Raw genomic sequence first — 24311 nt, 5'->3', positions numbered from 1 at the left:
CCAAAAATATTAAAAATATGAACATTTTTTATATAAAGAAATAAAATCTAACTATAAAGCATTATATAAGCAGAGCGAAAGAATTCGATTAATATATTTATTTGTTAGTTATTATTACTTAATTTTTAACTAAATTATATAGTATATTGTATTAGTATGAATATTTCTAATATCTATCTTAAATTTTTGTCATAAAATCTGAAATTTATCATAAACCGGCTATATTTTCTTAGAATCTAAAGACCAAGATTCTTATTGCTGTCAGTTTATAATGCATAATTTATCATGAGCTTTACAATAATGTCTGCCCTTAAACTTCTAGAAAGTACAATTTTATATTATCTAAATATTCCGAGTGATTAAATAATTTTTATCTTATATGCAAAAAATGATATCCATTATTATTGATCACAAGAATATATACTTATTTAAAATAAAGTAGATTATCCATACTTACTATGTTAATACGTTTTAATTTTATATAATGATATCATGAAGATTTAAAATCATTTAAAAACATTAAATTATATGTCATTAAAACCTCTATTATTAGTAACTGTATTTTTAATAAGTATAATAGGAATAACTGGTTTGGGAATATCTAATCCTCAAGGTATTACAATACAACCTTACCAACTTCATGGATTCAAAGAAATAGGAACGTTAAATCCTAATACTCCAGTATTGTTTACAATATTTTTACCACTTAAGAACGTAGGATATCTATATTACTATGCTGAGGAAACTTCCAATCCCTCTTCATCATTATATCACCATTTTCTAAGCAAACAAGAAATCGAAAAAATGTTTTATCCTGTAAAGCAATACAATCAAGTATTAAATTATTTAAAAAATGATAACTTTAATATATTATTAACATCTTCCGATTCAGTTATAGTCGCAGAAGGTACAGTTTCTCAAATTCATCAATATCTAGGATTATCCTACGTGATGTATAGTAATGGGACAGATTACTATTATTCTGCATATGGAACTCCTACAATAAATGCTTTTGTATACTCTAGTAATATTTCTACAATATTTTTCTCTCATCCTAATACTCTAGTTACAGGAAAGACTATTCAAAATCTGAAAAAATCTGTGGAAATATCTAATATGACTTTCCCAATTGAAGCTTACTGGCCTACAGCGCTACAAAAAGTATACAATGCAACATCACTTTATGCATTAGGAGATGAAGGACAAAATAGATCAATTGGAATTTTAGATTTCTTCGGTGATCCTTATATTCAACAACAACTAGCATATTACGATAAAGTTACTGGATTACCTAATCCCCCAAGTTTTAAGATAATCCCTATAGGGCCATATAATCCGAACCTTGGAATAGAGACTGGTTGGGCAGGAGAAATAAGCTTGGATGTACAGATATCTCATACTATGGCACCTAAGGCTAATATAACATTATTTATAGCTAATGGTGCACTTCCATTAGCTGCAATAATATCATATATAGACCAACTAGATAATGTCAATGATTTATCCCAGAGTTTTTCAATTCCAGAGGAGGCTTTTTCACAATTTAACGCTCAGGAATTTTATGCTTGTGTAGTAGAATCTGACATGTACTATGCGATGGGTTCTGCAGAAGGTATAACTTTCCTAGCTAGTAGTGGGGATGCTGGTGGGGCAGGATATAGTAATGGACCTTTAGGAACAGTAGGATATCCATCAACTTCTCCTTTCGTAACTGCAGTAGGGGGCACTACAACATATATACAGTTCCCTGGTTCATATTATCAATCAGCCTGGTCTAACTACGGATTTGTTCCAAATGATGTAAATTATGGGGGTTCTACAGGAGGTATAAGCGAAATAGAACCAATACCTTACTATCAGTGGGGTTTGCAGACTCCTTTAAGTTATCCAAACGGTAGAGAAGTTCCAGATATTTCAGGAAATGCTAACGTATACCCTGGTATTTATATAATCTGTCCGGGCAACATAACATGCATAACTGGAGGTACTAGTGAGGCATCTCCATTAAATGCAGGTTTATTGACTTTAGTAATGAATTACGTTAACAGTAGTTTAGGTTTAATAAATCCGATTTTATACGAAATAGGATTTAATTCCTCTCTATATAATAAAGTGTTTAATCCTATAACTTTTGGTTATAATATTCCATGGGTAGCTAGTTATGGTTACAATCTAGTAACAGGATGGGGTACGTTAAATGTTGGGGAGTTTGCATATTACTATAGTAAAATTATTACAAAACCAAGTTTGAATATAGAAGTTAATGTATTAAATTCAACTGGAGAAACACCTATAGAGTTCTTCCCCAACGAAACAATGGAAATTATTGCAAATATAACCTACAAAGGAATATCTATAACCTCTGGTAACTTCTATGCTACAGTAGAGACTACTCAAGGAAATATTAGTAGTGTCCAATTAACGTTTAATCCGTCTTTGAAATTGTGGATAGGAACACTAAAGTTACCATCTACTGCGAATGGAATACTTTACGTAAATGTATATGGAAGTTCCGATGGAATTTCAGGAAGAGGATTTTACGAGACATTCAGCGGATATTATGTACAATTTTTATCTCCAGTAACTTTTGCGCCTATATTTACTGGAGTATCTAGTGCAATTATAGCTAACGTAACAGACATATACGGAAATCAGCCTACTTTCCCAATTGCTGTAAACATTTACTATTACAATATCAGTATTAATGAATATACTCCAGTAACTACATTAAATCTTATTCCAATTAGCGCTTCTGTTATAGGATATCCTGGTTTAATATGGGTAGGGAAAATACCTTATTTACCTTCTGGAGATCTTTATATAACTTCTGAAAACGCCGAAGGTTTTGACGCATTCACTAGTGGGACTATGCTACAAAGTTTATTTATATTACCCCCAAACGTAGCAGAACCTGGCTCTGTAGCTCCTGGACAAAATATAATAATACAAGGATTGCCTACTCCACCATATAATTTAGTAACAATAACCTCAATTCAAACTGGAGAACCAATATTTAACAATATTCTTCAAGGGACAAACATAACAGCTGAATTAGTGAGCAGTTCTGGGAAAGTAGTAAGTAAGGCCGTTATTCCATTTAATCTTGAGAAGGGAATATATTTAGGATATCTTCCAGTTCCTAATACAGAACCAGGAATTTATTATATTTACTTAGAGTCTAACTACAGCTCAATTACACTTGGTGAGAATATTACAGGCTTCTTCTATGGAGCAATATATGTAAATAACTACTCACATATAAATATTAAAACTGAAAGTTATGCTTATCAAGGGCAGACGTTAACGATATATGCTAATATAACGTATCCTAACGGTAGTGAAGTAAATTATGGGATGTACTCAGCAACTGTATATCCAATGGCTATAACAAATGAATATTCATTAGTAAGTCAAATAGTTGAATTACCTCTATGGTATAATTCTGATCTTGGAGAATGGATAGGTAATGTTACATTACCTTCTACATTTAATTCTGGTAATTTAACATATTATGAAGGAGAACTTTACTACGGTGCACCGTTTGAGATCCTAGTAACTGGACTCTCTTCAGAAGCTTATCCCACATTAAATTCTCCGTCTGCAGAAAAGACATTCTATGTTCTACCATATAATTTGATTAAAAACCAGAAAGTAGATGGTTTTCAAACTTATGATGCAGTATTAGTTAACGACACTATAATAACTAACGGTTCACTTACTAACGATATCCTAATTAACGACACTGTAATAGGTAACGTGAGAATTCTCGATTCAAATATAACAAACGTGACATTTGATAACTCAAATGTGACTCTACTATATTCGCAAAGCGATAATATTCATGCTATAAATTCTATGTTAATCTTAATAAATTCGAAAGTAAATACTATATCCTTAGAAAATTCTAAGATATTGACTATGGAGTCTGTAATAACTAACATATCACCATCATTACCAACTATAAGTATTACCTATCCATTAAATAACCAGAACGTTACTGGCAGTATTACGATAAATTTCACTGTAACTGGGAAGAACATCTCTCAAGATATACTATACTTAAATGGAAAAATGCTAACTTCATTTTCAGGAAATGGAACATTTACATATACCTTAAATACCGAAAAATATCCCGATGGAACATACAATTTAACAATAACGTCGTTGCAGAACGATAATTTAGAGTCGTCTGCAACTATTTATGTAAATTTCGAAAATGAATTAACGAATGTTAATAATAATTTGACTCAAGTTAATCAAAAAGTAAGTAATTTATCTACAGAACTAAAAGAGCAGAATTCTACTTTAAGCTCTCAAATTAGTTCTGACATATCTTCAGTAAACTCATCATTAAATTCGATAAAAGATCTAATATATGTTGCAATAATCATTGCAATAATAGGAATAATAATAGGAGTAGTTAGTCTAGTTAGAAAAGGAAGGTAAAAGTTAGCTCTTTTTTATTTTCTCTTGAGAACCTATTTCTTCTTGTTTTTTAGGCATAATAGAAACGAACTGAGGTTTTAGATTTTCTTCTACCATATTTTCCAGATATATGATAGTATTTAAAATATCAGCAAAATATTTGCTTAAATTATCTCTCTTAGCATAAATAGTAGTTTCTAATGAAGATAAAGCATTCATAACAGCTTCGTCTCCAAATCCTCTAATATCTTCTCGTAATAATTGAAATTCATTAGAAATATATAAGAACGCATCTTTGACTCCTAGAATATTATTCATCTCTTGAATAGAAATACCATTATTAGCTAAATACACGCCAAACCTAGCAATATTTTCTATTCTTTCTAAATATCTTCCTGTCCAATAAACTTTATACGCAGTACTTTTAATCAATTTTTTTCACCTCTACAATAGATTGTTTTAACCATCCCCTTCCCCTACTTACGAATGAGCCGACAATAGGTGAAGCATCATTATAGTCTCTTCCTATTGCGAATTTAACGTAGGACAAATCATAAAATTTATTCCTTGTAGGATCTACTGGAATCCATCCATCCCTAGATTTAAATTCTACCCATGCGTGCGTAGTATTAGGATTATCATCTACTAAACCCATTACATATCTTGCTGGTATTCCTGCTGCTCTTAATATACCTATAGTTATTTGTGTAAAATCTTGACAAACGCCATAACCTAAAGAAAAACTTTCATGAGCCTTAGTATAGACATTAGTTACTCCCTCCTTATATTTTATTTTACCTCTAACCAGATCTATTGTTGATCTAACAAAATCATCTAAAGTTTTATGGCTCTTTAGTAGTTCAGTAGCTATATTCTTAAAGTAGTCTATATCTATTAAGCTTGAAGACCTTGTAAAAACATAATCTTCAGAACATGGAATTTCACAATCTTCAAATTTTTTAGGGTAGACTTCCACTACACTTTTACTTGTAATGACCATTGCGTTATGAGGATCCAAAATCTTTACTCTATATACAGTATTTCCAAAATTATCCTTAAATTTTACACTATACCCTTTAGGTTCTGTATCCAATTTTTCTTCGATTACATGCTGATTATCTCCATCATATGGAACTATCTTTAGTGTATTATCATTAAGCATTACAACATCCTCGTATTCGTATTTTGCCTGGTAAAATACTCCATAAGTTACACCACCCATACAGGCTTCACCATGCCTCCTGACGAATTATTAGTTATCCTACTACCTAGAGGAGCTACTCTACTTAAAATAGTATTTGATGTAGAATCTATGAATACAAAAAATCTTAGATCTGCATAGGTTTCATAAAAATTATCATTTATAGCCGATAAAACTGTATCAAAATTTAGTAATTCCTGAGCCATAAATTCTTCTGGATAACTTAAAACTTCTTTCAAAACTTTTCTCTTTTCTTCATCTCTCATATCTTTCATTACATATGTTCCTGATCCACCATAACCTTCTCTTCTTTTTAATACCATATTTTCAAGCTTATTTATTATTTCTTCTTTAGACGCTCCCAAAGGAACGGAAAAAGGTTGCTTTACTCCTTCTTTTATTCCAAAATAATCCATTATTTGGGGCATGTAACAGAAAGTTATCTTATCGTCTGCTATCCCTGTACCTGGCGCATTTACTAAATTTACCCATCCTCTCAGATAGGCCTTCATTAATCCAGGCGTTAAAATATCAAGATCTTCTATTCTTCTATATATTACATCTATATGTATTTCCCCGTCTAAAGTTTTAGCTAAAACTTCTCCGTCTTTTATTATAAGATCAGAAGGTTCTATAAGGAGAAAATCTAACTTATCAGAATAAAATCTATGCTCAAAATAAGCTGAATTTAAAGTTCCATCACTTAGTATAGCAATTACTGGATCTCTCGTGTCTGAAGCATAGTGGAGAGTCTTCTTTAATAATTCTAATCCATCCTGTCTTTGCCTATTTATTTGCATCATCTCACCCAAAAATCTTTCAAAAAGTTCAGAAGCCTTAACTGCGTAAGTCATTCCAGAAGGTATTCTTACATTATCTTCCAATATTAATGGAAATCCATTAACTTTTACTAAATCCTCGCCGAAAATATATACATATATTCCTTTTGGAGGATCAAAATTCATCATTTCAGGCCTAAAATAAGGAGAAGATGTTATGAAATCTTCAGCTACTGGAGTGTTTTCACCATGATAGACTGCGTATAGAAATTTATTTATTGCAAGAGCCCTATTTTTTAATCCCCTAGATATTTCTCTAAATTCTTGAGCTTGTAATATTCGTGGAATAGGATCAACTTTTATTGATCTATAATAGTCTTGCGTATAGAACGTAAATCCTTCTCTATAAGCTACTTCATTTATTAACTCTACGTATTTGAAGAAATCAGGAATTTTATCAATAATTTCAAGTAAATTTGAATAATAAGGCTCGTCATATTCAAAGAAAAACTTACTTTCCGTAATTTTTCTTGGTTTTATCACTAGTAAGTCTATGTTAAAAATAATATAAAAACATTTAAGGTAATCAGATGAACATTTTTTAATTATAAAAATAATTATATATAAACATAAACTATGAAATAGCAGACTTTATAAAGACTGATTACAGATCTTCATAATGTTAATTATTTCATTTATTTCTAAATTAGATCTATAATGCGTATTTTATGGAGATTTCCAAGATTATTATTTGATATAATATAGCGAATTACTACTTTTAGGTTTTTAAGGTAGTATACATAACATTAAAAATTTTTAGTTTGAATATCTTAAGACTTAAATTTTAGATTAATATAAAAGAGTTAATATGCGACAATTAGATGCATTAAAATCTCCTCGATTCACACAAATTTCAACATATGGAAGATTACCTATATGTGAAGAACTAGTTAACGTAAAGGCAGTATTCTTGGGAATACCTTTCGATGATGCTACTACCTATAGGCCTGGAGCTAGGTTTGGTCCTTCAGCAATAAGGCAAGGATCTAGGCTTTTAAGACCTTATAATCAATTCGTTGATATTCATCCTTTCGATACGCTAAACATGTGCGATGCAGGTGATGTTAATGCAATTCCTGGTTATATAGAGGATAGTATGAGAATAATAGAAGAAGAAGTTAGTAAAATAAATGCTATACCTTTCATAGCAGGAGGAGATCATTCTATAACATTACCTGTACTTAGAGCTATGTATAAAACTTACGGTAAAGTGAATCTTGTTCATTTAGACTCCCATTATGATTTTTGGGACTCTTATTGGGGTAAAAAATATACTCACGGTACTTGGCTCAGAAGAGCTTTAGAAGAAGGACTATTAAAAGAAGTTGTTCAAATGGGAATTAGAGGTTCACTATATTCTAAAGACGATATAGAGGATTCAAAAAGACTAAAAATAAAGAGCTTCACAATAAGAGATTTAAAATATAAATTGGAAGAAGTTAAAAAGCAACTCCCTTCGGGCAAAACTTACGTTTCTATAGATATTGACGTTGTAGATCCTGCTTTTGCTCCAGGCACTGGAACGCCCGAGGTTGGGGGATTAACGAGTTTCGACATTTTAGAAATAGTGAGAAGTTTTAAGTTTGATATAATAGGCTTTGACGTTGTTGAAGTTTCTCCCCCTTACGATGTTAGCGAAATAACATCAATGCTAGCCGCAAATATCCTATATGAGGGAATGAGCGTTTTAGCAAAAAGTACTACTCCATAGAAGAAATTTTTTGAGAAATTTCTTTCCCTAATTCTGTAAGTTCTATCTTACCTTTCTTTTTCTTAATTATCCCGTCAGCTTCAAGATCGTTTAATGCGATTTTTAAAGAATCAGAAGATATAGAAATTTCATCTTTTATTGTCTTAAAAATCATTGGACCATCAGTTTTTAATAAATATACTATCTTTCTCTTTATAGGAGAAGATAATACTTTTTCTTCGCTCATAAGTAGCATTCAATATGGAAATTTAAAAATATTTTTTGATTTAACTACTTTTACATAAACCGTAATATATAAGCTATATGAATAAAATATAAATAGCATCTAGATAACCTTTAAATTAATTATTTTATTTTATAAATTATTCTCCATTTTATGAAATGTTATATTCACGCTACAATAGCGTCCTTCTTTGCATGGGCTGGAAATATTTATGATCTATTAATTATTACTTACGTATATGAATATCTAGAAAAATACTTAGGTTTAAATACAGTCGATGGAACTTTACTATTTGCCTTAGGATTAATATTTAGAGTAATAGGTGGATATGTATTTGGAAAAATAGCAGATATTAGAGGAAGAAAAATAATATTGATTCTAGGTACAGCAGGTTACGCTTTATTTCAAGGTATAATGGCTTTTTCTCCAGACATAATTATACTTTTGTTAGCGAGAAGTCTACAAGGACTTTTTATGGGTGCAGAATGGACAGCAGGAACAGTAATAGCTTACGAAAATGCTCCTATTAACCTTAGAGGATTAATAAATGGTATAGTTCAAGCCGGTTATGGAATGGGCTATGCATTTACTGGTATGGCTTTTATTTTATTCTCGCCTTATATGGAAGGTATAGGTTGGAGAATATTTCTATTAACTGGAGCACTTCCTTTAATATTATTGCCATATATTCAGTTAAAAGTTAAAAATGTAAGTATTAAAATAAGTAAAATTAAAGTAGACATAAAGGAGTACTACTCAGTTCTAATTAGATCTTCAGTAATAATTTCTGGAATGTTCTTCTCTTATTATTCCATATTCGCAGTTTATCCAGAATTTTCTGAAAGCATTGGATTATCTAAAAATTTTGTGGGTTCAATAATGCTAGTTTCGAATATAGCATTGGGAATATCATTTATAATTTTTGGGAGACTAGCAGATAGAATAAGTAAAAGAAAACTAATAATAGGAGGAGTAATAGGAGAAATGATAGGTTTACCTTTTATGTTACCTATTTCGTTCTATTTACGTTCCCCACCAACTATACTTTCTGGATTAATGTTATATTCAGTATCAACTGGATTTTGGCCATTAGCTCCATTATTAATAGTAGAATCTGTACCTCCAGAAGTTAGATCTGCACTTACTGGATTGTCTTACAATTTAGGAAGCGTAATAGGGGGTATAGGCTCAATAATAATGGGATCATTAGTTCAAATTTACGGCTTATCTTCAGCGTCTGTATGGGGTAACATTATGGGTTATGCTTCATTAACAGTGGTTATGGCGACGTTACTAACATGGCCTAGAGGATCTATTTCACAAAAAGCAACTAACTTATAAGACTTTCAATTCCTATTATTTAAGAGTGAACAGGGATATAGGAAAGAACGCCGAAAGAGAATTAGTCTCTATACTTAAATCTGAAGGTTTTTACGCTGTAAGAATACCAACTTCAAACTCTTCCTCAAATCCTTTGCCAGACATATTTGCTACTAAGAGAAACTTATTATTAGCTATAGAATGTAAAAGTACTTGGGAAGATAAGGTTAAAGTAAGAGAAATTCAAATTAGAAAGTTATTTGAATTTCTTTCAATGTTTACTATGGATGGAAAGGCAGTAATAGCTGTAAAATTTAAAAATATACATAAATGGAAAATTTTTGAAATTCAAAAAATTGAAGAAATTGTTGTCACAAAAGATAATTCTGAGTTCCTTGAAAATTTCCTCTCTTTGACTATTAAAAAATCAATAGAAGAGAACGTCGTATAGATTTTTTACTTTAAGTAACACTAAATACTTATGGCTATAAGGTATGTAAATAAAGAAGTAGTTAAGGTTTATGATACAGATTTTCAGCAAGTAGCGCATTATGCTGCATATTATAGGTTTTTTACTGATGCTGTAACTAATTTTTCTAAAGAAGTTTTTGGAGATTCCACAGAAACTTTAGCATACAGAGGAGTATGGTTTGTTGTAGTAGAATCTTCTGCTAAATACATGAAATCAGCTAAATTAGGGGATGAACTTGACGTGGAAGTTACTGCAGAACTTCTCTCTAAAAAGGCTATAAAATATTCATTTGAAATAAAGAGAAAAGGCGAATTATTGACAACAGGCTATCTGGTAATGGTATGCGTGGATCCAGAAAAGTGGAAAGCTACTGAAATTCCTCAAGAACTTATAGACAAATTTAAAATATACGAAAAATCTATGACTTGATTATCTTATATCCATATTCCTTTATTACAACTTCTCCTAATTTTTCTTCTATAATATAATATCTGAATAATCTTCCGTTAAACTTCCTTTCAATCTTATATATAATTAAAGACGCTAATAGTGAACTAATAGGCCATAATGATATAATACCTAAAGTTGCTGTTATCCATAAGCGTAATGGTAATAAATATAATAGAGCAAAGGGAACGAATAAGAATAGCATTACTATTATAGTTAGATTAATAAACCTTGTTTTTTCGTATCTAACTTTTGGTATTATATTTACTTCATACTTATTTTGAGTTAGCATTTTAACTATACTATAGAATCTATAGAGTAGAACAAATACTGATAAACTACATATAGATAGATATAAAGGAATATTCCCTTCCAGATAAGATATAATAATTGATAAAATCACTAAAAAAATTGCAAATATCTTTTCCGATTTACTTAATGGATTCTCTAACTCTTCTTGCATCTTATCTCCTTAAATAAAGATGGCATGCCACTACATGTCCAGGAGAAACCTCAATCGGCTGAGGAGCTTCTTTGGCACATATATCCATGGCGAATGGGCATCTTGGATAAAGTCTACAACCATATTTAAAATGATCATAAGAGATTTCCCCCTTCAACGTTATTTCATTTCCTCTATGTTTAGGATCAGGTTCTGGAATTGCCGATAATAAGGCTTGTGTATATGGATTTAGTGGTTTCTCTATTATATCATCAACAGTTCCAGATTCCATAAAGCGACCCATATACATTATATACAGTTCGTCGGCAATGTATGACAAAGTAGATAGATCATGCGAGACAACTGCGAAACCCACATTCTCAGTTTCTTTCAGATCCAAAAATATATTTAGAATTCCTGCTCTAATTGATACGTCAAGCATAGATACAGGCTCATCTGCAGCTATAATTTCTGGTTTCAATACAAGACTCCTTGCTATAGAGACTCTCTGTAACTGACCTCCAGATAATTGAGTAACAAAAACATCGGAAAATTTTTCTGGTGGAGTTAATCCGACTTTACTCAAGGTATTGTATACAAGCTCTTTCTCTTCTTGTTTACTAGAAGCAATACCTTGAGCCCTTATACCTTCTGCTACAGTATCATATACCTTGAATCTTGGATCCATAGCATCAAAAGGATCCTGAAATATCATTTGATTATTTTTCCTAAATTCCTTCCATTCTTTAGACTTCAACTTAGAAATATCTTTATCATTATATAAAATTATTCCATCATCTATTTTCTGTAATCCCATCAAAGCTCTAATCAAAGTGGTCTTCCCACTACCTGATTCGCCAACAATCCCCAATATTCTACCTTTTTGTAATTTTATAGTTATATCATCTACCGCCTTTATTAACTTCTCTCTAGATTTAAAAAATATTTTAAGAGCTTTTCCCTCTATCATTATTGCCCACCTACCATAAAACAAGCTACATAATGAGATCCATTTACTCTAGTTAATTCTGGAGATTCTTTCCTACATATTTCTTGAGCAAGAGGACATCTAGGATTAAATCTACAGCCTTGTGGAGGATCAGATAGGTCAGGAACTTCGCCTGGAATACTTATTAATTTTTTCTTTCTATTTTTTATGGAAGGTATAGATTTTATTAAAAGCTGCGTATACGGATGCAAAGGTGAATAATAAATATCCTCTACTTTACCAACTTCTACTATTTTACCTGCGTACATTATAGCCATGATATCGCTTATCTGAGCCAATAGAGAAAGGTCATGAGTTATAAATATCATTGATAAGTTTTTTTCCTTCTGAATTTTCTTAATCATTGCTATTATTTGTGCTTGAATTACAACATCTAGTGCTGTAGTGGGCTCATCGGCTATTAGCATTTCTGGATTAAGCAACATAGACATCGCTATCATAACTCTTTGCTTTTGCCCACCAGAAAGTTCATGAGGAAACTTATCTAAAATTTCTGAAGGTAAACCAACGTCTTTTATAACATTTTCTATTCTCTCTAAAGCTTCAGCTTTGCTTACATCCTCATGTGCAAAAATAGTTTCTAACATTTGCGATTTAACCCTATAAACTGGATCAAGGCTGTTCATAGAAACTTGAGGCACATAAGCAATACTTTTCCATCTTATTTTCTTCTGTAAATCATTTTCATTTACGTTTATTAAATTAGTACCTTTATAAATAATTTGTCCCTTTAAAATTCTAGCATTATAAGGAAGAATCCTAAATATAGCCTTAGCTAAAGTAGATTTACCAGATCCAGATTCACCTGCTATTCCAAGGACTTTACCCTTCTCTAGTGAGATAAAAATATTGTCCAAAGCCTTAACTTCTCTAGTCTTAGAATAAAAATGAACTGATAAATCTTTAACTTCTAGTATAGGATTTTGTACAAGTTCATCGAACATAATTATTCACCTATTCTACGTGAGCTGAAAGTATCTATGAAGGCATTTCCTAAATAATAGAAAGCTGCGCTTAATAATACTATCCCTAGTCCTGGCGGAAGAACCCACCACCATGCAAAACTATTTGCACTTGAAATATGAGTACTAGCGAATCCTAACATATTTCCCCATGTAGGAAATCCAGTTATCCCCAATCCCAAGAAATCTAATCCAGATTCTATTAAAATAACTGTAGGAACATCGTACGCAACTTGGGCAGCAATTATAGGAATTAAATTTGGTAATACATGCCTTAACATTATTTGTCTATTGTTTAAACCTAAACTCTTTGCTGCCTCTATAAAAGTTCTACTTCTTATTGATAGAGCCTGGGATCTGACTACTCTAGTAGTCGCAGGCCACGATAATATTGAAATTAAAAGAACTATTAAATCAATTCTTGGGATATTAATTCCTGCCTTTACTAGAATTATTTCTAGAGTAATAAGTAATGGTAAGCCCGGTAAAAGCAAGAAGAAATCGGTTACTCCTACTACTGCAGTATCAGTTTTTCCTCCAAAATAACCACTTATTATTCCAAAAGCTGCACCTATGAAAACAATTAAAATACTAGCTATTAATGCAATCTCTAAATCAAATCTAGCTCCTATTGCAAATTCAGGAAAAACCGGTGCTCCATTCTCATCAGTACCTAACAAACCGTATACATATCCTTTTTCAGAAAAACTTGGCAGAGTAAAAAGAAACTCTTCTGGTTTTGTAGAATTATTGGAAAATGTAAGCTCAAGATGATATTCTCCAGGTTTAGGAAACATTAGATCCGGCAAGATTTCTGGAGCTATTATTTGATCTCTTGAAGGTAAGCTAGATACGAAAGGGGAGGGAATGGTGGTAGAATATTGAGTATTAAATACTATAGGAATCCATTTATCCGAAGAAATGAATGTCATATACGAAGCAAATATAAATGGTTCTTGAGATACTGGCGCAGCAGAAATTAATTCTTCACTTACATTAGAAGGAGTAATCCATGACATATTAATAAAGAAAGCTTGATTACTTGAAACATTTGGATATACATCTAAGCTAAAAACGCTTGAATATGGAGCTTTATATTTCCAATTAATTTCGAAAAATATATTTTTAACTTGACCAGGATTAACTATTATTTCGTATGTTGTAGAATTATATTTTTCAAGTTGGCCATTATAGGTAAAGTTTTCATGCAAATTAGGGGGAAGACCTTTATATTGTGGAAAGATAGTAGCCCATGTAGGAACGGAATAAGGCGCAGAAACATAATATGAAGAGGTATAGTATGGATTATAACTACCATACACTAATGAGAATAGCGCTAAACCTACTACAAAACCTATTATTACTATTGATACTATAAATGATTTTTGGGATATTAATCTTTTGAATGTACTATTCATTTTAATATTTCACCCTGGGATCTATTAATACATATAGAAAGTCCATCAAAGTTAGTACTATAATTGCGAATAAACTAATTGTAAAGAAATCTCCCAAGAGTAAAGGTATATCAAAGTGAGTAGCCGCAGTTAATAACAATCTACCCAATCCAGGAATATTAAATACGTCCTCTATGAACACAATACCGCTTAATAGAAACGCTAAATCTATTCCAACTCTAGTAAATACTGGTAGGAAAGCATTTCTGAAGACATGTTTATATAAGATTTTAGATCTTGGTAAACCTTTTGCCTTAAGTACTGTAACAAAATCTTGATCTAAAGTATCTATAGAATTATTTCTCATAAGTATTGTTCTAACTCCAAAAGATGTTATTGATAAAGTTAGAATTGGTGGTATAAGTAAATAAATCAAATTAAGTTCTCTGTTTCCTTTCTCAAGTAATGCTAAAGTATAGCTAGACGGAAATAAATTAGTCTGTATAGTTAGAAAATACCATATTATAAAACCTAACCAAAACACTGGTATAAAATAAGTTATAATTGCTGAATTTGAAATCACATGATCTACTGCCTTTCCTTCTCTTGTTGCAGAGTAAACTCCAAAAAATATTGCCATTATAGTAGTTAGTATCAAGGCAGGTATGACTATCATAGCCGTTATGGGAAGCCTTTGTAATATTAATTGCGTAACGGGTTCTTCATAATGAAATGAGGTGCTAAAATTAAATGTAACTATATCCTTAAGATAATCAATATATCTAATATCTAATGGCTTATTAAGACCGAATTGTCTCTCGACTCCTTCAACAATTGTAGATCTACTCAAACCTGAATGAGTAAAACCTGGTGGAACATAAAAAGATGCTATATTAATATTAAATATTACAGGAATGATATCAAATAAAAAGAAATTAAAGTTTATTATAGCAAAAAGCAAAATAAGCCTAGAAACCAGCCGTCTACCTATATAACGTAAATTTGCCCTTAGAGCATTCTTCCTCGCTGAAAGAAGGTTTTTACGTAGCTCTTGCTGAGCAGATTCCATTAAAAGAATTTCAGTAATAGTCACTTAAAAATATTTTCCATAATTTATGATGAAAAGAATTTATACTTTATATAATAATAGAACTCCAACTGAATTGTTTCCAGCTATTTTGTATCCTACACCTAAAAGATAGCCATGTATAAAACTTAGTTGGTTAATAGATATATCCTCACTTTGATATACCTTGGATAGAGAAGATAATTTGCCATATAGAATAACACTACCGCCAGTAATATTCTGGTACTGACTAAAGGGAACTCTTATTGCTACAGCAATCTTGTCACTTTCAGTGGCAATTGAAGTTATAACTCCTATCTTATATGGAATATTTATTTGGCTAATATTATTACCAACTGTAATTAGATAAGGAACTGGATAAGGCTGAGGAGCTTCTACACTTTGAGGAGTAAATTCCATCCCACCTGCTAACCATAATTTTCCATAAGGTGAAGCTGTAAGTATAGAACCAGGAGTCTTATACAGAATCGTTGAAGGATCTACGTTCAGATTCTCATTACTTAATAGAAAAACAGATGTATAAATTGAAAAAGAGCCACCTATCAGTACTTCATTGGAACTATTGTTTATTGTAAATATCTCACCCTCTGGTAATTCTCCTAATTCCATTGATATATTCTTAGTATAGTCTATTGCTTCATTACCTTTTATCCCTACCAAGAACATAAACATAATGCTATGCTGTCCACCGCTTTGATATATAACAAAATCTCCACCAACTAACCATGTCCTATTAAACCAATCTGCTGCAAAAGCCTGGCCAGGAGCAAAGCTAGAAAAATATTTACTATAATTATATATTTTTCCATTATCATATAGGAAAGCTGTCGGAACCAGTTCCGTTCCTATATATTTAGCTCCAACAAAAAGATACGAAGAACCATTAGACGCTACAGAATATATACTACCATTATCGAAAGATCCATTTAGATTTAAATCGATAAACGAATTATTATTTATATAATATATTCCAGCTAATCCCTCAGTTGTATTTCCTAGAATTTCATTTCCTGCTATTAATATACTGTTAGAAGAAATAGGTATAAATGAAACTATTTTAGAAAATTTTGGTAAATATATTATAGAATAGTTTTCACTAAAGTATGTAGAATATATTGCAGATACTAAAAGTATAATAAAGAAGACAACTAGCGCTATAGATATAATCTTCATATTTTTAGAATTCATCCTATGTAATTGTCCTACTTGGTTAATATTTAAATACTTTCAGAAGAGTAAAGACACTAATTTTAATAGCTATTTAATAAACTTACAAACTATATTGAATATTTAGATTTTAATGACACATTTTATGAAACCTATTAAAGAATATCCATTTTTATTTTAGTAGAATTTCATTTTAATAACTAAAACTATAAATTACTTTCAAATTATCACGCACTGCTATGGAAAGGTTTAAAAATATTAAACATAAATTTTAACTGATCTAAATGAGTAACATAAATCTTCCAAATATAGGAATATTTTTGGTATTATTTCTAATAATGGTAATAGCCTTAGAAGTAACTATGCCAGTACTTACTACTGGGTACGCAATAGGCAACTTTAATACACCGATACTAAACCCAGACCAAGCAAGATATACACAACCTTGGGTAGGAAAAATAACTTTCCTCTATTCTTATACCTCACATACAGATGAGTTTGAGGCCCTAACTGCAGGCAAAATAGATTTTGCTACAATAGACCATGCTAGTGAAGTAAAAGAGGCTTTAGAAAAATATAATTCTACAATATTTGTAGGAATAGCTCCTGTAGAGAGTTTTGGTCAACTCGTATTCTCATTTAATAGTACAATTTCCTCTCTAACTTCTAACCTATACTTCAGATATGCAGTAAGTAGTTTAATAAATCCTATAAACATAACTAACATAGTCTGGGAAAATGGGATATTAGGAATCGATTATCCATATTTCGTTAGCCCTAAAGTTTATTCAGAATGGTTTAGTACAGCTGCTGAACAATATTATCAGAAATATGAATCATATAATATAACAAGAGCAGTCATGTACTTAGAAAGTATTCCTAATGTAACTCACGTAGATGGTAAGTGGTATTACAAAGGTAAGCCATTGACATTAAGTTTTATTTATGCTGAAGATGAGCAACCCCAATTAAGATTAGCAGACTATCTAAAAGACCAGTTTGCACTAATCAATATATCAGTAACTATACTTGCAGAACCTTTTGGCACCTTAATTCAAACCGCTGTTACACCACCATATGATTTCAATATGACTACTTTTGGATGGATTGACCTAGGCCCACTAGTTCCTCAATGGATGACTATATATACTTCCCCAGAAAATGTAGGAGGTTTTAGTAATGCTACTATAGATAATTTAATAAATGAAGCACAAACTGCACCGTCTCTCTCTCAGTCAATATCAATAATGAAGCAAGTAGAACTAGATTTACAGCAGCAATTACCTTATATTATAGTAGTATGGAGTAATGCAATACAAGGAGTTTATTTACCTGGTTGGGCTAACTATATCTATATGAAAGATGGAACAGCAGTATATGCTATAAATGTATTGAACATACATCCAGTAAACTCCACACTAACAGGAGACTTTCTATTCTCTTCCGTAGCTAGCGATCTACCTAGACATATGCAACCATATGCTTCAGAATCACTATATGCATTTAACGTATTAGATTGCATGTATGAACCGTTGGCTACAACGCCCCTTACAGATGTAACATCAGTATTGCCACCATCTCAATTAGTACCAATGCTAGCCAAGAATTGGACACTCGACACTGGAGTAACTACTACTGCTCCAAACGGAGAAAAAATAGTCAATGGAACAATACTTACAGTAAACTTAGTACATAATGCAACATGGATAAATGGATATCCGGTAACAGCTTATGACGTTAACTTTACATATTGGTATTATGATTTAGCTGGAATAAGTGGAACTAACACATTTGATGGAATAACTCTCAATTACACATATTTGATAGATAACTCATTTATCAATACTGATGTTTTTGGATCTATCCCACAACTTGTAGATAGTCAAGTAACTAATCCATATCAAATAGTATTCTATCTAAATTCAACTAGTGATTTAGTAATAGATGAAACTTTAACTGAAATAGACATATACTTCCCAGCAAGCGTATACTCTCATATTCAACCTGCGACTATATGGACAGATAAGTATGCTCCATTAATAAGTAACGGGCCATATATGTGGAACAGTACAAGTAGTGCATTTAGTGATGAAGAATTCACGTTAACATATAATCCACATTACTTTAAGATAGATCCATTGATATTCTTGGCAAATGTAAAAGCAGGAACACCATATAATTATACTACTACATTTACGTATTATAATTGGGATAATTCTACCGATTCCTTAGTTCCAACACCCGCAAACGGAACTGCGTATGTATGGCTGAAAGCTTTAGACGTACCGGGAGTACCTTATGGTAACTACACTAAACCAGTAACAATGTCAATGATAGCACCAGGCGAATATTCAGCGATGATAAATACTACTGGATTACCTGCAGGAATATATGAAATAGTTGCTAAGATTATCAGTCCTGGTGGATTAGAAGAATACTCTTATGGTTCGTTGAATGTAAGCTCTGTACCAGTAGTAACTACAACTCACCCACCAGTAACTACTACAACTACTACTCATCCTCCATCAATATCTCCAATAGTATACGCTGGAATAGCAATAGTTATAGTAATAATTGTAGTGGCTGCTGTAGTAGTATTATTAAGAAGAAGATAAAATATAAAATTAAAAATATTTTTTACTTTTTTATTTATTTTTTATAAAATATAAACTCTTAAAATCATTTTTAATATATTAGATTTATCAGATTCATGGGTTCAAAGGGGGCGGAAGACTCCATCCGTAAGGAGATAGATAGCCCCCTTTGTAAAGCTTAAATAATTCTATTTCAAATACCCTATTAATGTCCGACGTAGGGTTACCCCTCAGTCAGGTTGGAAAGTCCTGAAGGTGAGAGAAATAAGGACGAAGAGCAAGAAGAACAAGAAGAAGGTAATAACGCTTCAGCTGTCAAACCTAGGGATCTTCAACGTCGTTGTCCATAGGGACTTCCCGCTGGAAAAAGTAAAGAGGGTAGTAATCAAGTTAACACCATCAGGGAGAGTTTACATTACTTTCGTCGTGGATCAAGAGTACCCTCAACTCCCAAAGACAAACAAAGTAGTTGCTGTGGACGTTGGTGTAGAGAAACTTCTCACTACCTCTGACGGGGAATATGTCCCCAACCAGAGACCTTACGAGAAGGCACTCAACAAGACAAGAAAACTTCATAAAGCTCTCTCACGGAAGAAGTTCTTGTCACACAACTGGTTTAAGGCAAAGATTCGTCTAGCAAGGGCTTATGAGCACTTGAAGAACCTTAGGATGGATATGTAAATGAAACTCGGTAAGTATTTTGCTGAGCATTACGACGTCTTGGTCATGGAGGACATTCAAGTTAAGCAAATTGTTGGTAAGTCTCTCAGAAGGCTTAGGATGAGGTTACACGATGTTGCTTTTCATGAGCTTAGGAGTGTCATGGAGTATCAACTTGGGAAGTATGGTAAGGAGATTCGTTTTGTTAATCCTGCTTTTACTTCAATGACTTGTGCTAAATGCGGACATGTTAAGAGGGATTTGACTTTGGCTGATCGTGTGTTTGTCTGTCCTAATTGTGGTTGGACTGTTGATCGTGACTATAATGCTTCTCTCAACATACTGAAGAGATCGGGGTTGGAACGATAGTGCCTGTGGAGCTCTACCCCCTACCTTTGGCAAGCCTCGGCTTTGAAGCAGGAAGCCACGTCCGTTAGGACGTGATAGTTCACAGAATAGCAAGTATTCCGAATATAACTATAAATATTAGGCTACCCCAATACTCTACATTCTGTAAACAAGAACTTCTAAATTCTCCCATTATTTTCTTATTTCTGGCTATCATTCCCATTACTATTGCAGGTCCTATTAATACAAATATAAATGCTACAAGAAGATTAAGTACTACATTTATTAATAAATAAGAAGGAATGATTAATGTTACTATAACTGCAGGTAAGCTTTCTAGAATGTAAACGATATAAGATTTTTCCCTAGGTATGCCTAGAGCTTCTACGATACCCCAAGCACTTCCTAACGATATTATAACTAAAGCTAAAAATCCGGCTCCTATAAGTCCGATTCCAAAGAGATATGGGGAATAACTTCCTGCTATATACTGTAAAGCGCTTGAGAGATCGCTAGCGGAAGCAAAATTTGCAGAAGGATCTATTCCAGCAGTAGCCATTTCTACTATGGCCATTAAGAGCTCAGTTACTATTGCACCTATAAGAGTCTCAGCTTTTACATGCTTTATTGCTCTATTTAAGAAATTCTCACTAGTTTTAGGAATCCATCTCATTTTTTCTGCAGTTGCTGATGCTTGAAAAAACAACATGAATGGCATTATAACTGCACCTACATTAACTGCAAGTATGTAAATAAAATCTGGAGATGGCACAAAGTAAATTGGAGAATAGTCCTTTATTCCTCTAACTGCCAGAGTAGCACCAAAGCCAATTATAAGTAATGATGATATTAGAAGTAATATTTTTTCAGCTTTAATATATTTTCTTTTAGTTACTATTAAAATATGAATTATGTAAACTATAGGCACAGTAATATATACTGGAACTCCCATCATTTCTAAACCTATTGCCACACCTAGATATTCTATTATATATGTTATAACATCAGTTAGAGCCATTGGAAAAGATAAAAGGATAGCGGTTTTTCTACTATAGTTTTCTCTTATTACTTCTCCAAGTCCTTTTCTTGTAACTGCACCAATTCTTCCTGAAACCTCTTGTATAAAATAAAGGGGAATGACAAGAAGAAGCAGGAACCAAATTAATCCGTATTTAAAAATAGCTCCAGTTTCGGCTGCACCTATGGTACTGCTAGCATCCATATCTGCCATCATTACTAACCATGCCGGACCAAAGAGCTTTAGGAAATAAATATTATTACGATGCATCGTAAACCAATTACGCCTCATCGTAAACATATATATAAAAAGTAGTATATAAAATAATATCCTTAATGCGTTATAGAAAGACCTAAAGAATACTTGAAGTATATTCTGCTTTTACTTCATTTTTACCAAAAATAGTTTCTGCAATCTTACCATCTATTTTAGCTCTTAAAGCGTGTCCAGGATTTCTCCCAGAGGAAATCTTAACGTCTTTAAGTCTTCCTTCTCTCAAAACAGTTAGATTTACTTCGTCTTTAACTTCTAAAGGCTTATTTATTCCGTTTACGGCAACTATTTGATCGTCTGGAAGTAATCCTGCGTTGTCTGCGGGAGAATTATCTTCTACAAAACGGATTTTATTATTATCGAGCATTATTCCATAGTAAGGTTTATCCTTGTCCATAAATTCTAAGGATATTTCTTCCTTTATTGAGTCTAATATCTTACGTGCAGGAGAATATACTAGATCTGATTCATAAAATCCTAATTTATCTAATACGCCTTGTATATCGGAAAATGAATATCTGTTTGGTAGTCTTTTAAATATTTCATCTATTCTTTTTCCATTTTTTGTCAACTTTATGTCAACATAAAATGCTAATGATAATCCTCCGTTATAATAAGATATTGATGAATTAAGAAAATTTTCATCTTGCCTATAGTATTTTATCCAGGTAGTATATGAAGATTCGGCTAAGCTCATTATTTTTGCACCTGGAAATGTTAATTTATATAAAGAAGAAAGAATACCCCTCAGTGCCTCTTCTGGAGTATCTAAACCGGCCCTTAATGAAATGAGAAGAGCCATATAGTCAGTAAATCCTTCTGCAAACCATAATAAATCAGTGTAAATCTCTCTCTCGTAATTGTGAACAAGATCTTTAGGTATTAATGTTTTTACATTAAGTCTGTGAAAATACTCATGAGCAAATAGTTCTGATAAATCTTTTCTTTCCCAAGAAACCACAATTGCAGACGAATTTTTGTGCTCAATACCTCCGTAGTTTTTATCAGATCTTCTAAAGAAGAAAATGTATTTTTCTTTGGGTTTAATTATCTTGTCGGCTTCTTCAACTATTTTTCTAATGGCCGAAATATCTATCTCATCAATTGTAGATATTGAATGAAGATCGTCTATTTTTATTTCTTTCAGAAAAGGAGAAGCTTCTATAGGTGAATCTGCAAACTCATGATAATTTTCACCACAATAAAAATTACCCTCTTTTTTTAGCGGAGTTATTATATTCCATGAAGTTTCTATTTGAACGCAATATTTCTCATTAATATCTTGAAAAGGAAATACTGAAGCTGGATTAATAAATAAATAATCTCTTGTAGATATAGCTTCTCTCTGATCTTTACTTAAAGTGTATATTCTATATTTAAATTTACTTTTAACATAAAATTTATTTTTAGACATTCTAACTCCTTCAATTTCTATTATATTTCGTTCTAACTCTCTTATTACATAAGAGCCAGGTATATAAGTTGGAAATGTTACTATACCTTCTTGCCCTTCAGCTAATATATCTAGGTATCTGCTTCTTGGTATAACATTAAAAAGCATGAAAATAGATTATTCAATGAGTTTTAAGATTTTCCTTTGGAAACTTTTGAAAAATAAATGTAGTTTAAAACTAACATTTTTATAGATACTAGCGGTGTAAGAAAGCTTTAACAAAAAAACTTTTATCTTTATAGATATTTATATTGAACTTATGAGAATTACCGTATACGGAGTGAAGGGAGGAATAGGGAAATCTACTATATGCTTAACCTTAGGAAAGACACTAGCAAGAAAAGGGAAGAAAGTCCTAATAATCGATAGGGATCCATTAGGTTGGAGTTCTAATGTTATAGGAATAAAAGATAAAGGTTTGATAAATTCAATAATAGATAATATTTCGGCAAATTTTTTTAAAAGTGTAAAAATAGAAAATGGATATTTGGATGTTATAAAATTTTACGGAGATCCGTCAAGAGTTTTTAACGACTCATATATACTTACTAGAAATAGGGAAGCAAAGAAAAAATTTGAAGAGATATACTCGAATATTCTGCATACTAATAAATACGATTTCTATATCGTAGATAATTTCGCTATGGTAAATTATAATAACGATATAGTATTCCATGAGAGAGAAGTATTCTATAGAATCTTACCTAATATAGAGTCCTATAGAATATATGTTTCTGATCATTCTGCTACTACATTGAAAAATACAGAAAATTATATAGAAAAAATAGAGAAATCGACTAATATTGGAAAACCCCTAGGATTAACTGTAAACATGGTACCACCATATCCAAAAGATCTAGAAGATATTAGAATAGAAGTAGAGAAAATATTACAAAGAAAAAAACTTGGAATAGGTATAATCATACCATTTATAGAGAAATTATTTGGATTTTCTGGAACGTTAAATGAGTTAGATATTCCAAATCAAATTGATAAATTATCTGATAATATAATAAAAGGATTTCTAACAGGTTACACAATAACCTAGAAATCAGAGTGAATCAAAATAAATTAATTAGCATTAGTAATTAATAAAACTATAAGTTATAAAAATAAGAATAAGATATCACTAAGTTATGTCTAGAATAATATATAGAAACTTTACAGTAATTAATTCTAATGAAGATAAATTAACATAAAATAATATTATAATGAGTTGTTTTCTAAACTTACAATAAACATTTAAACTTCTATACTAAATAT

General features: G+C 31.6%; 19 protein-coding genes and 1 pseudogene. 8 read left to right on the top strand and 12 right to left on the bottom strand.

Features of this window, described 5'->3' with window-relative positions; all coding sequences use genetic code 11:
- The first annotated feature begins 528 nt into the window (after nucleotides 1–528).
- Nucleotides 529–4446, top strand: a complete 3918-nt coding sequence (locus tag DFR85_RS18150) for a protease pro-enzyme activation domain-containing protein (RefSeq protein ID WP_110269507.1) — start codon at nucleotides 529–531, stop codon at nucleotides 4444–4446.
- Between the two features lie 3 nt (nucleotides 4447–4449).
- On the opposite strand, the gene DFR85_RS18145 is transcribed toward DFR85_RS18150, so the two are convergent.
- The 3 genes from DFR85_RS18145 to DFR85_RS18135 are packed head-to-tail and all read right to left on the bottom strand — an operon-like array spanning nucleotide 4450 to nucleotide 6948.
- Entirely contained in the window at nucleotides 4450–4857 is a 408-nt protein-coding gene (locus tag DFR85_RS18145) for an alpha-E domain-containing protein (RefSeq protein WP_110269506.1), read from the bottom strand.
- Complete coding sequence (locus tag DFR85_RS18140) at nucleotides 4850–5647, bottom strand: transglutaminase family protein (RefSeq protein WP_110269505.1); 798 nt, start codon at nucleotides 5645–5647, stop codon at nucleotides 4850–4852. The genes DFR85_RS18145 and DFR85_RS18140 overlap by 8 nt, the downstream gene beginning before the upstream one ends.
- On the bottom strand, nucleotides 5635–6948 hold the full coding sequence (locus DFR85_RS18135) for a circularly permuted type 2 ATP-grasp protein (protein ID WP_110269504.1): 1314 nt from the start codon (nucleotides 6946–6948) through the stop codon (nucleotides 5635–5637). Before DFR85_RS18135 ends, DFR85_RS18140 begins: the two co-directional genes overlap by 13 nt.
- Nucleotides 6949–7273: 325 nt before the next feature.
- Between DFR85_RS18135 and speB the strand changes: the two genes are divergently transcribed.
- Nucleotides 7274–8176, top strand: a complete 903-nt coding sequence (speB, locus tag DFR85_RS18130; protein WP_110269503.1) for an agmatinase — start codon at nucleotides 7274–7276, stop codon at nucleotides 8174–8176.
- On the opposite strand, the gene DFR85_RS18125 is transcribed toward speB, so the two are convergent.
- Nucleotides 8166–8402, bottom strand: coding sequence for a hypothetical protein (locus DFR85_RS18125; RefSeq protein ID WP_162582557.1), 237 nt, complete (start codon nucleotides 8400–8402; stop codon nucleotides 8166–8168). The two genes, speB and DFR85_RS18125, sit on opposite strands and share 11 nt — an antisense overlap.
- A 150-nt stretch (nucleotides 8403–8552) precedes the next feature.
- Here DFR85_RS18125 and DFR85_RS18120 point away from each other — a divergent pair, with 150 nt between their 5' ends.
- The 3 genes from DFR85_RS18120 to DFR85_RS18110 are packed head-to-tail and all read left to right on the top strand — an operon-like array spanning nucleotide 8553 to nucleotide 10620.
- The gene (locus DFR85_RS18120; protein WP_110269501.1) at nucleotides 8553–9740 is read left to right on the top strand and encodes an MFS transporter; all 1188 of its coding nucleotides are present in this window, start codon (nucleotides 8553–8555) and stop codon (nucleotides 9738–9740) included.
- Nucleotides 9741–9765: 25 nt separating this feature from the next.
- Nucleotides 9766–10170, top strand: coding sequence for a Holliday junction resolvase Hjc (gene hjc / locus DFR85_RS18115; RefSeq protein ID WP_110269500.1), 405 nt, complete (start codon nucleotides 9766–9768; stop codon nucleotides 10168–10170).
- A 30-nt stretch (nucleotides 10171–10200) separates the two neighbouring features.
- Nucleotides 10201–10620: an acyl-CoA thioesterase gene (locus tag DFR85_RS18110; RefSeq protein WP_110269499.1), complete on the top strand. Its 420-nt coding sequence runs from the start codon at nucleotides 10201–10203 to the stop codon at nucleotides 10618–10620.
- Here DFR85_RS18110 and DFR85_RS18105 read toward each other — a convergent pair.
- From DFR85_RS18105 to DFR85_RS18080, 6 genes are read right to left on the bottom strand one after another with little or no spacing between them, the layout of a single operon-like run.
- A complete protein-coding gene (locus DFR85_RS18105) occupies nucleotides 10610–11101 on the bottom strand; it encodes a hypothetical protein (protein ID WP_110269498.1) in 492 nt (163 codons plus the stop codon). The two genes, DFR85_RS18110 and DFR85_RS18105, sit on opposite strands and share 11 nt — an antisense overlap.
- Nucleotide 11102: 1 nt before the next feature.
- Nucleotides 11103–12050 (bottom strand): ABC transporter ATP-binding protein, encoded by a 948-nt coding sequence (locus DFR85_RS18100; protein ID WP_110269497.1) that lies wholly within the window; start codon nucleotides 12048–12050, stop codon nucleotides 11103–11105.
- Nucleotides 12050–13033 carry an ABC transporter ATP-binding protein gene (locus DFR85_RS18095; protein ID WP_110269496.1) on the bottom strand — a complete coding sequence of 328 codons (984 nt, stop codon included), beginning with the start codon at nucleotides 13031–13033 and terminating at the stop codon, nucleotides 12050–12052. Before DFR85_RS18095 ends, DFR85_RS18100 begins: the two co-directional genes overlap by 1 nt.
- A 2-nt stretch (nucleotides 13034–13035) precedes the next feature.
- On the bottom strand, nucleotides 13036–14469 hold the full coding sequence (locus DFR85_RS18090; protein WP_110269495.1) for an ABC transporter permease subunit: 1434 nt from the start codon (nucleotides 14467–14469) through the stop codon (nucleotides 13036–13038).
- A 1-nt stretch (nucleotide 14470) separates the two neighbouring features.
- Nucleotides 14471–15517, bottom strand: coding sequence for an ABC transporter permease (locus tag DFR85_RS18085; RefSeq protein WP_110271764.1), 1047 nt, complete (start codon nucleotides 15515–15517; stop codon nucleotides 14471–14473).
- 60 nt (nucleotides 15518–15577) lie between these two features.
- The gene (locus DFR85_RS18080) at nucleotides 15578–16723 is read right to left on the bottom strand and encodes a hypothetical protein (protein WP_110269494.1); all 1146 of its coding nucleotides are present in this window, start codon (nucleotides 16721–16723) and stop codon (nucleotides 15578–15580) included.
- A gap of 263 nt (nucleotides 16724–16986) precedes the next feature.
- On the opposite strand from DFR85_RS18080, the gene DFR85_RS18075 reads away from it, so the two are divergent.
- Both DFR85_RS18075 and DFR85_RS18070 read left to right on the top strand, forming a co-directional pair.
- Nucleotides 16987–19317 (top strand): ABC transporter substrate-binding protein, encoded by a 2331-nt coding sequence (locus DFR85_RS18075; protein WP_110269493.1) that lies wholly within the window; start codon nucleotides 16987–16989, stop codon nucleotides 19315–19317.
- A 201-nt stretch (nucleotides 19318–19518) separates the two neighbouring features.
- Nucleotides 19519–20393: pseudogene (locus DFR85_RS18070) on the top strand (RNA-guided endonuclease InsQ/TnpB family protein); the annotation flags it as partial.
- A gap of 11 nt (nucleotides 20394–20404) precedes the next feature.
- Here the strand turns inward: DFR85_RS18070 and DFR85_RS18065 are convergent.
- Both DFR85_RS18065 and DFR85_RS18060 read right to left on the bottom strand, forming a co-directional pair.
- Complete coding sequence (locus DFR85_RS18065; RefSeq protein WP_246252976.1) at nucleotides 20405–21592, bottom strand: NRAMP family divalent metal transporter; 1188 nt, start codon at nucleotides 21590–21592, stop codon at nucleotides 20405–20407.
- 82 nt (nucleotides 21593–21674) lie between these two features.
- Nucleotides 21675–23156 carry a M61 family metallopeptidase gene (locus tag DFR85_RS18060; protein ID WP_110269491.1) on the bottom strand — a complete coding sequence of 494 codons (1482 nt, stop codon included), beginning with the start codon at nucleotides 23154–23156 and terminating at the stop codon, nucleotides 21675–21677.
- Between the two features lie 151 nt (nucleotides 23157–23307).
- On the opposite strand from DFR85_RS18060, the gene DFR85_RS18055 reads away from it, so the two are divergent.
- Nucleotides 23308–24096 (top strand): ParA family protein, encoded by a 789-nt coding sequence (locus tag DFR85_RS18055; protein WP_110269490.1) that lies wholly within the window; start codon nucleotides 23308–23310, stop codon nucleotides 24094–24096.
- The last annotated feature ends 215 nt before the right edge of the window (nucleotides 24097–24311 follow it).

Source organism: Acidianus brierleyi, assembly GCF_003201835.2.
GTDB lineage: Archaea > Thermoproteota > Thermoprotei_A > Sulfolobales > Sulfolobaceae > Aramenus > Aramenus brierleyi.
Note: the sequence above shows the minus strand (reverse complement) of the source record. Positions and strands in the feature narration are given on the sequence as shown.

Bases quoted from the DNA above. Each gene is read 5' to 3' on its own strand.
- DFR85_RS18060 (WP_110269491.1), bottom strand. From the start codon at position 23,156: ATGCTTTTTAATGTTATACCAAGAAGCAGATACCTAGATATATTAGCT.
- DFR85_RS18110 (WP_110269499.1), top strand. From the start codon at position 10,201: ATGGCTATAAGGTATGTAAATAAAGAAGTAGTTAAGGTTTATGATACA.
- DFR85_RS18150 (WP_110269507.1), top strand. From the start codon at position 529: ATGTCATTAAAACCTCTATTATTAGTAACTGTATTTTTAATAAGTATA.
- DFR85_RS18105 (WP_110269498.1), bottom strand. From the start codon at position 11,101: ATGCAAGAAGAGTTAGAGAATCCATTAAGTAAATCGGAAAAGATATTT.
- DFR85_RS18080 (WP_110269494.1), bottom strand. From the start codon at position 16,723: ATGAATTCTAAAAATATGAAGATTATATCTATAGCGCTAGTTGTCTTC.
- DFR85_RS18140 (WP_110269505.1), bottom strand. From the start codon at position 5,647: ATGGGTGGTGTAACTTATGGAGTATTTTACCAGGCAAAATACGAATAC.
- DFR85_RS18075 (WP_110269493.1), top strand. From the start codon at position 16,987: ATGAGTAACATAAATCTTCCAAATATAGGAATATTTTTGGTATTATTT.
- DFR85_RS18055 (WP_110269490.1), top strand. From the start codon at position 23,308: ATGAGAATTACCGTATACGGAGTGAAGGGAGGAATAGGGAAATCTACT.
- DFR85_RS18120 (WP_110269501.1), top strand. From the start codon at position 8,553: ATGAAATGTTATATTCACGCTACAATAGCGTCCTTCTTTGCATGGGCT.
- DFR85_RS18125 (WP_162582557.1), bottom strand. From the start codon at position 8,402: ATGAGCGAAGAAAAAGTATTATCTTCTCCTATAAAGAGAAAGATAGTA.
- speB (WP_110269503.1), top strand. From the start codon at position 7,274: ATGCGACAATTAGATGCATTAAAATCTCCTCGATTCACACAAATTTCA.
- DFR85_RS18100 (WP_110269497.1), bottom strand. From the start codon at position 12,050: ATGATAGAGGGAAAAGCTCTTAAAATATTTTTTAAATCTAGAGAGAAG.
- DFR85_RS18095 (WP_110269496.1), bottom strand. From the start codon at position 13,033: ATGTTCGATGAACTTGTACAAAATCCTATACTAGAAGTTAAAGATTTA.
- DFR85_RS18085 (WP_110271764.1), bottom strand. From the start codon at position 15,517: ATGGAATCTGCTCAGCAAGAGCTACGTAAAAACCTTCTTTCAGCGAGG.
- DFR85_RS18090 (WP_110269495.1), bottom strand. From the start codon at position 14,469: ATGAATAGTACATTCAAAAGATTAATATCCCAAAAATCATTTATAGTA.
- DFR85_RS18065 (WP_246252976.1), bottom strand. From the start codon at position 21,592: ATGCATCGTAATAATATTTATTTCCTAAAGCTCTTTGGTCCGGCATGG.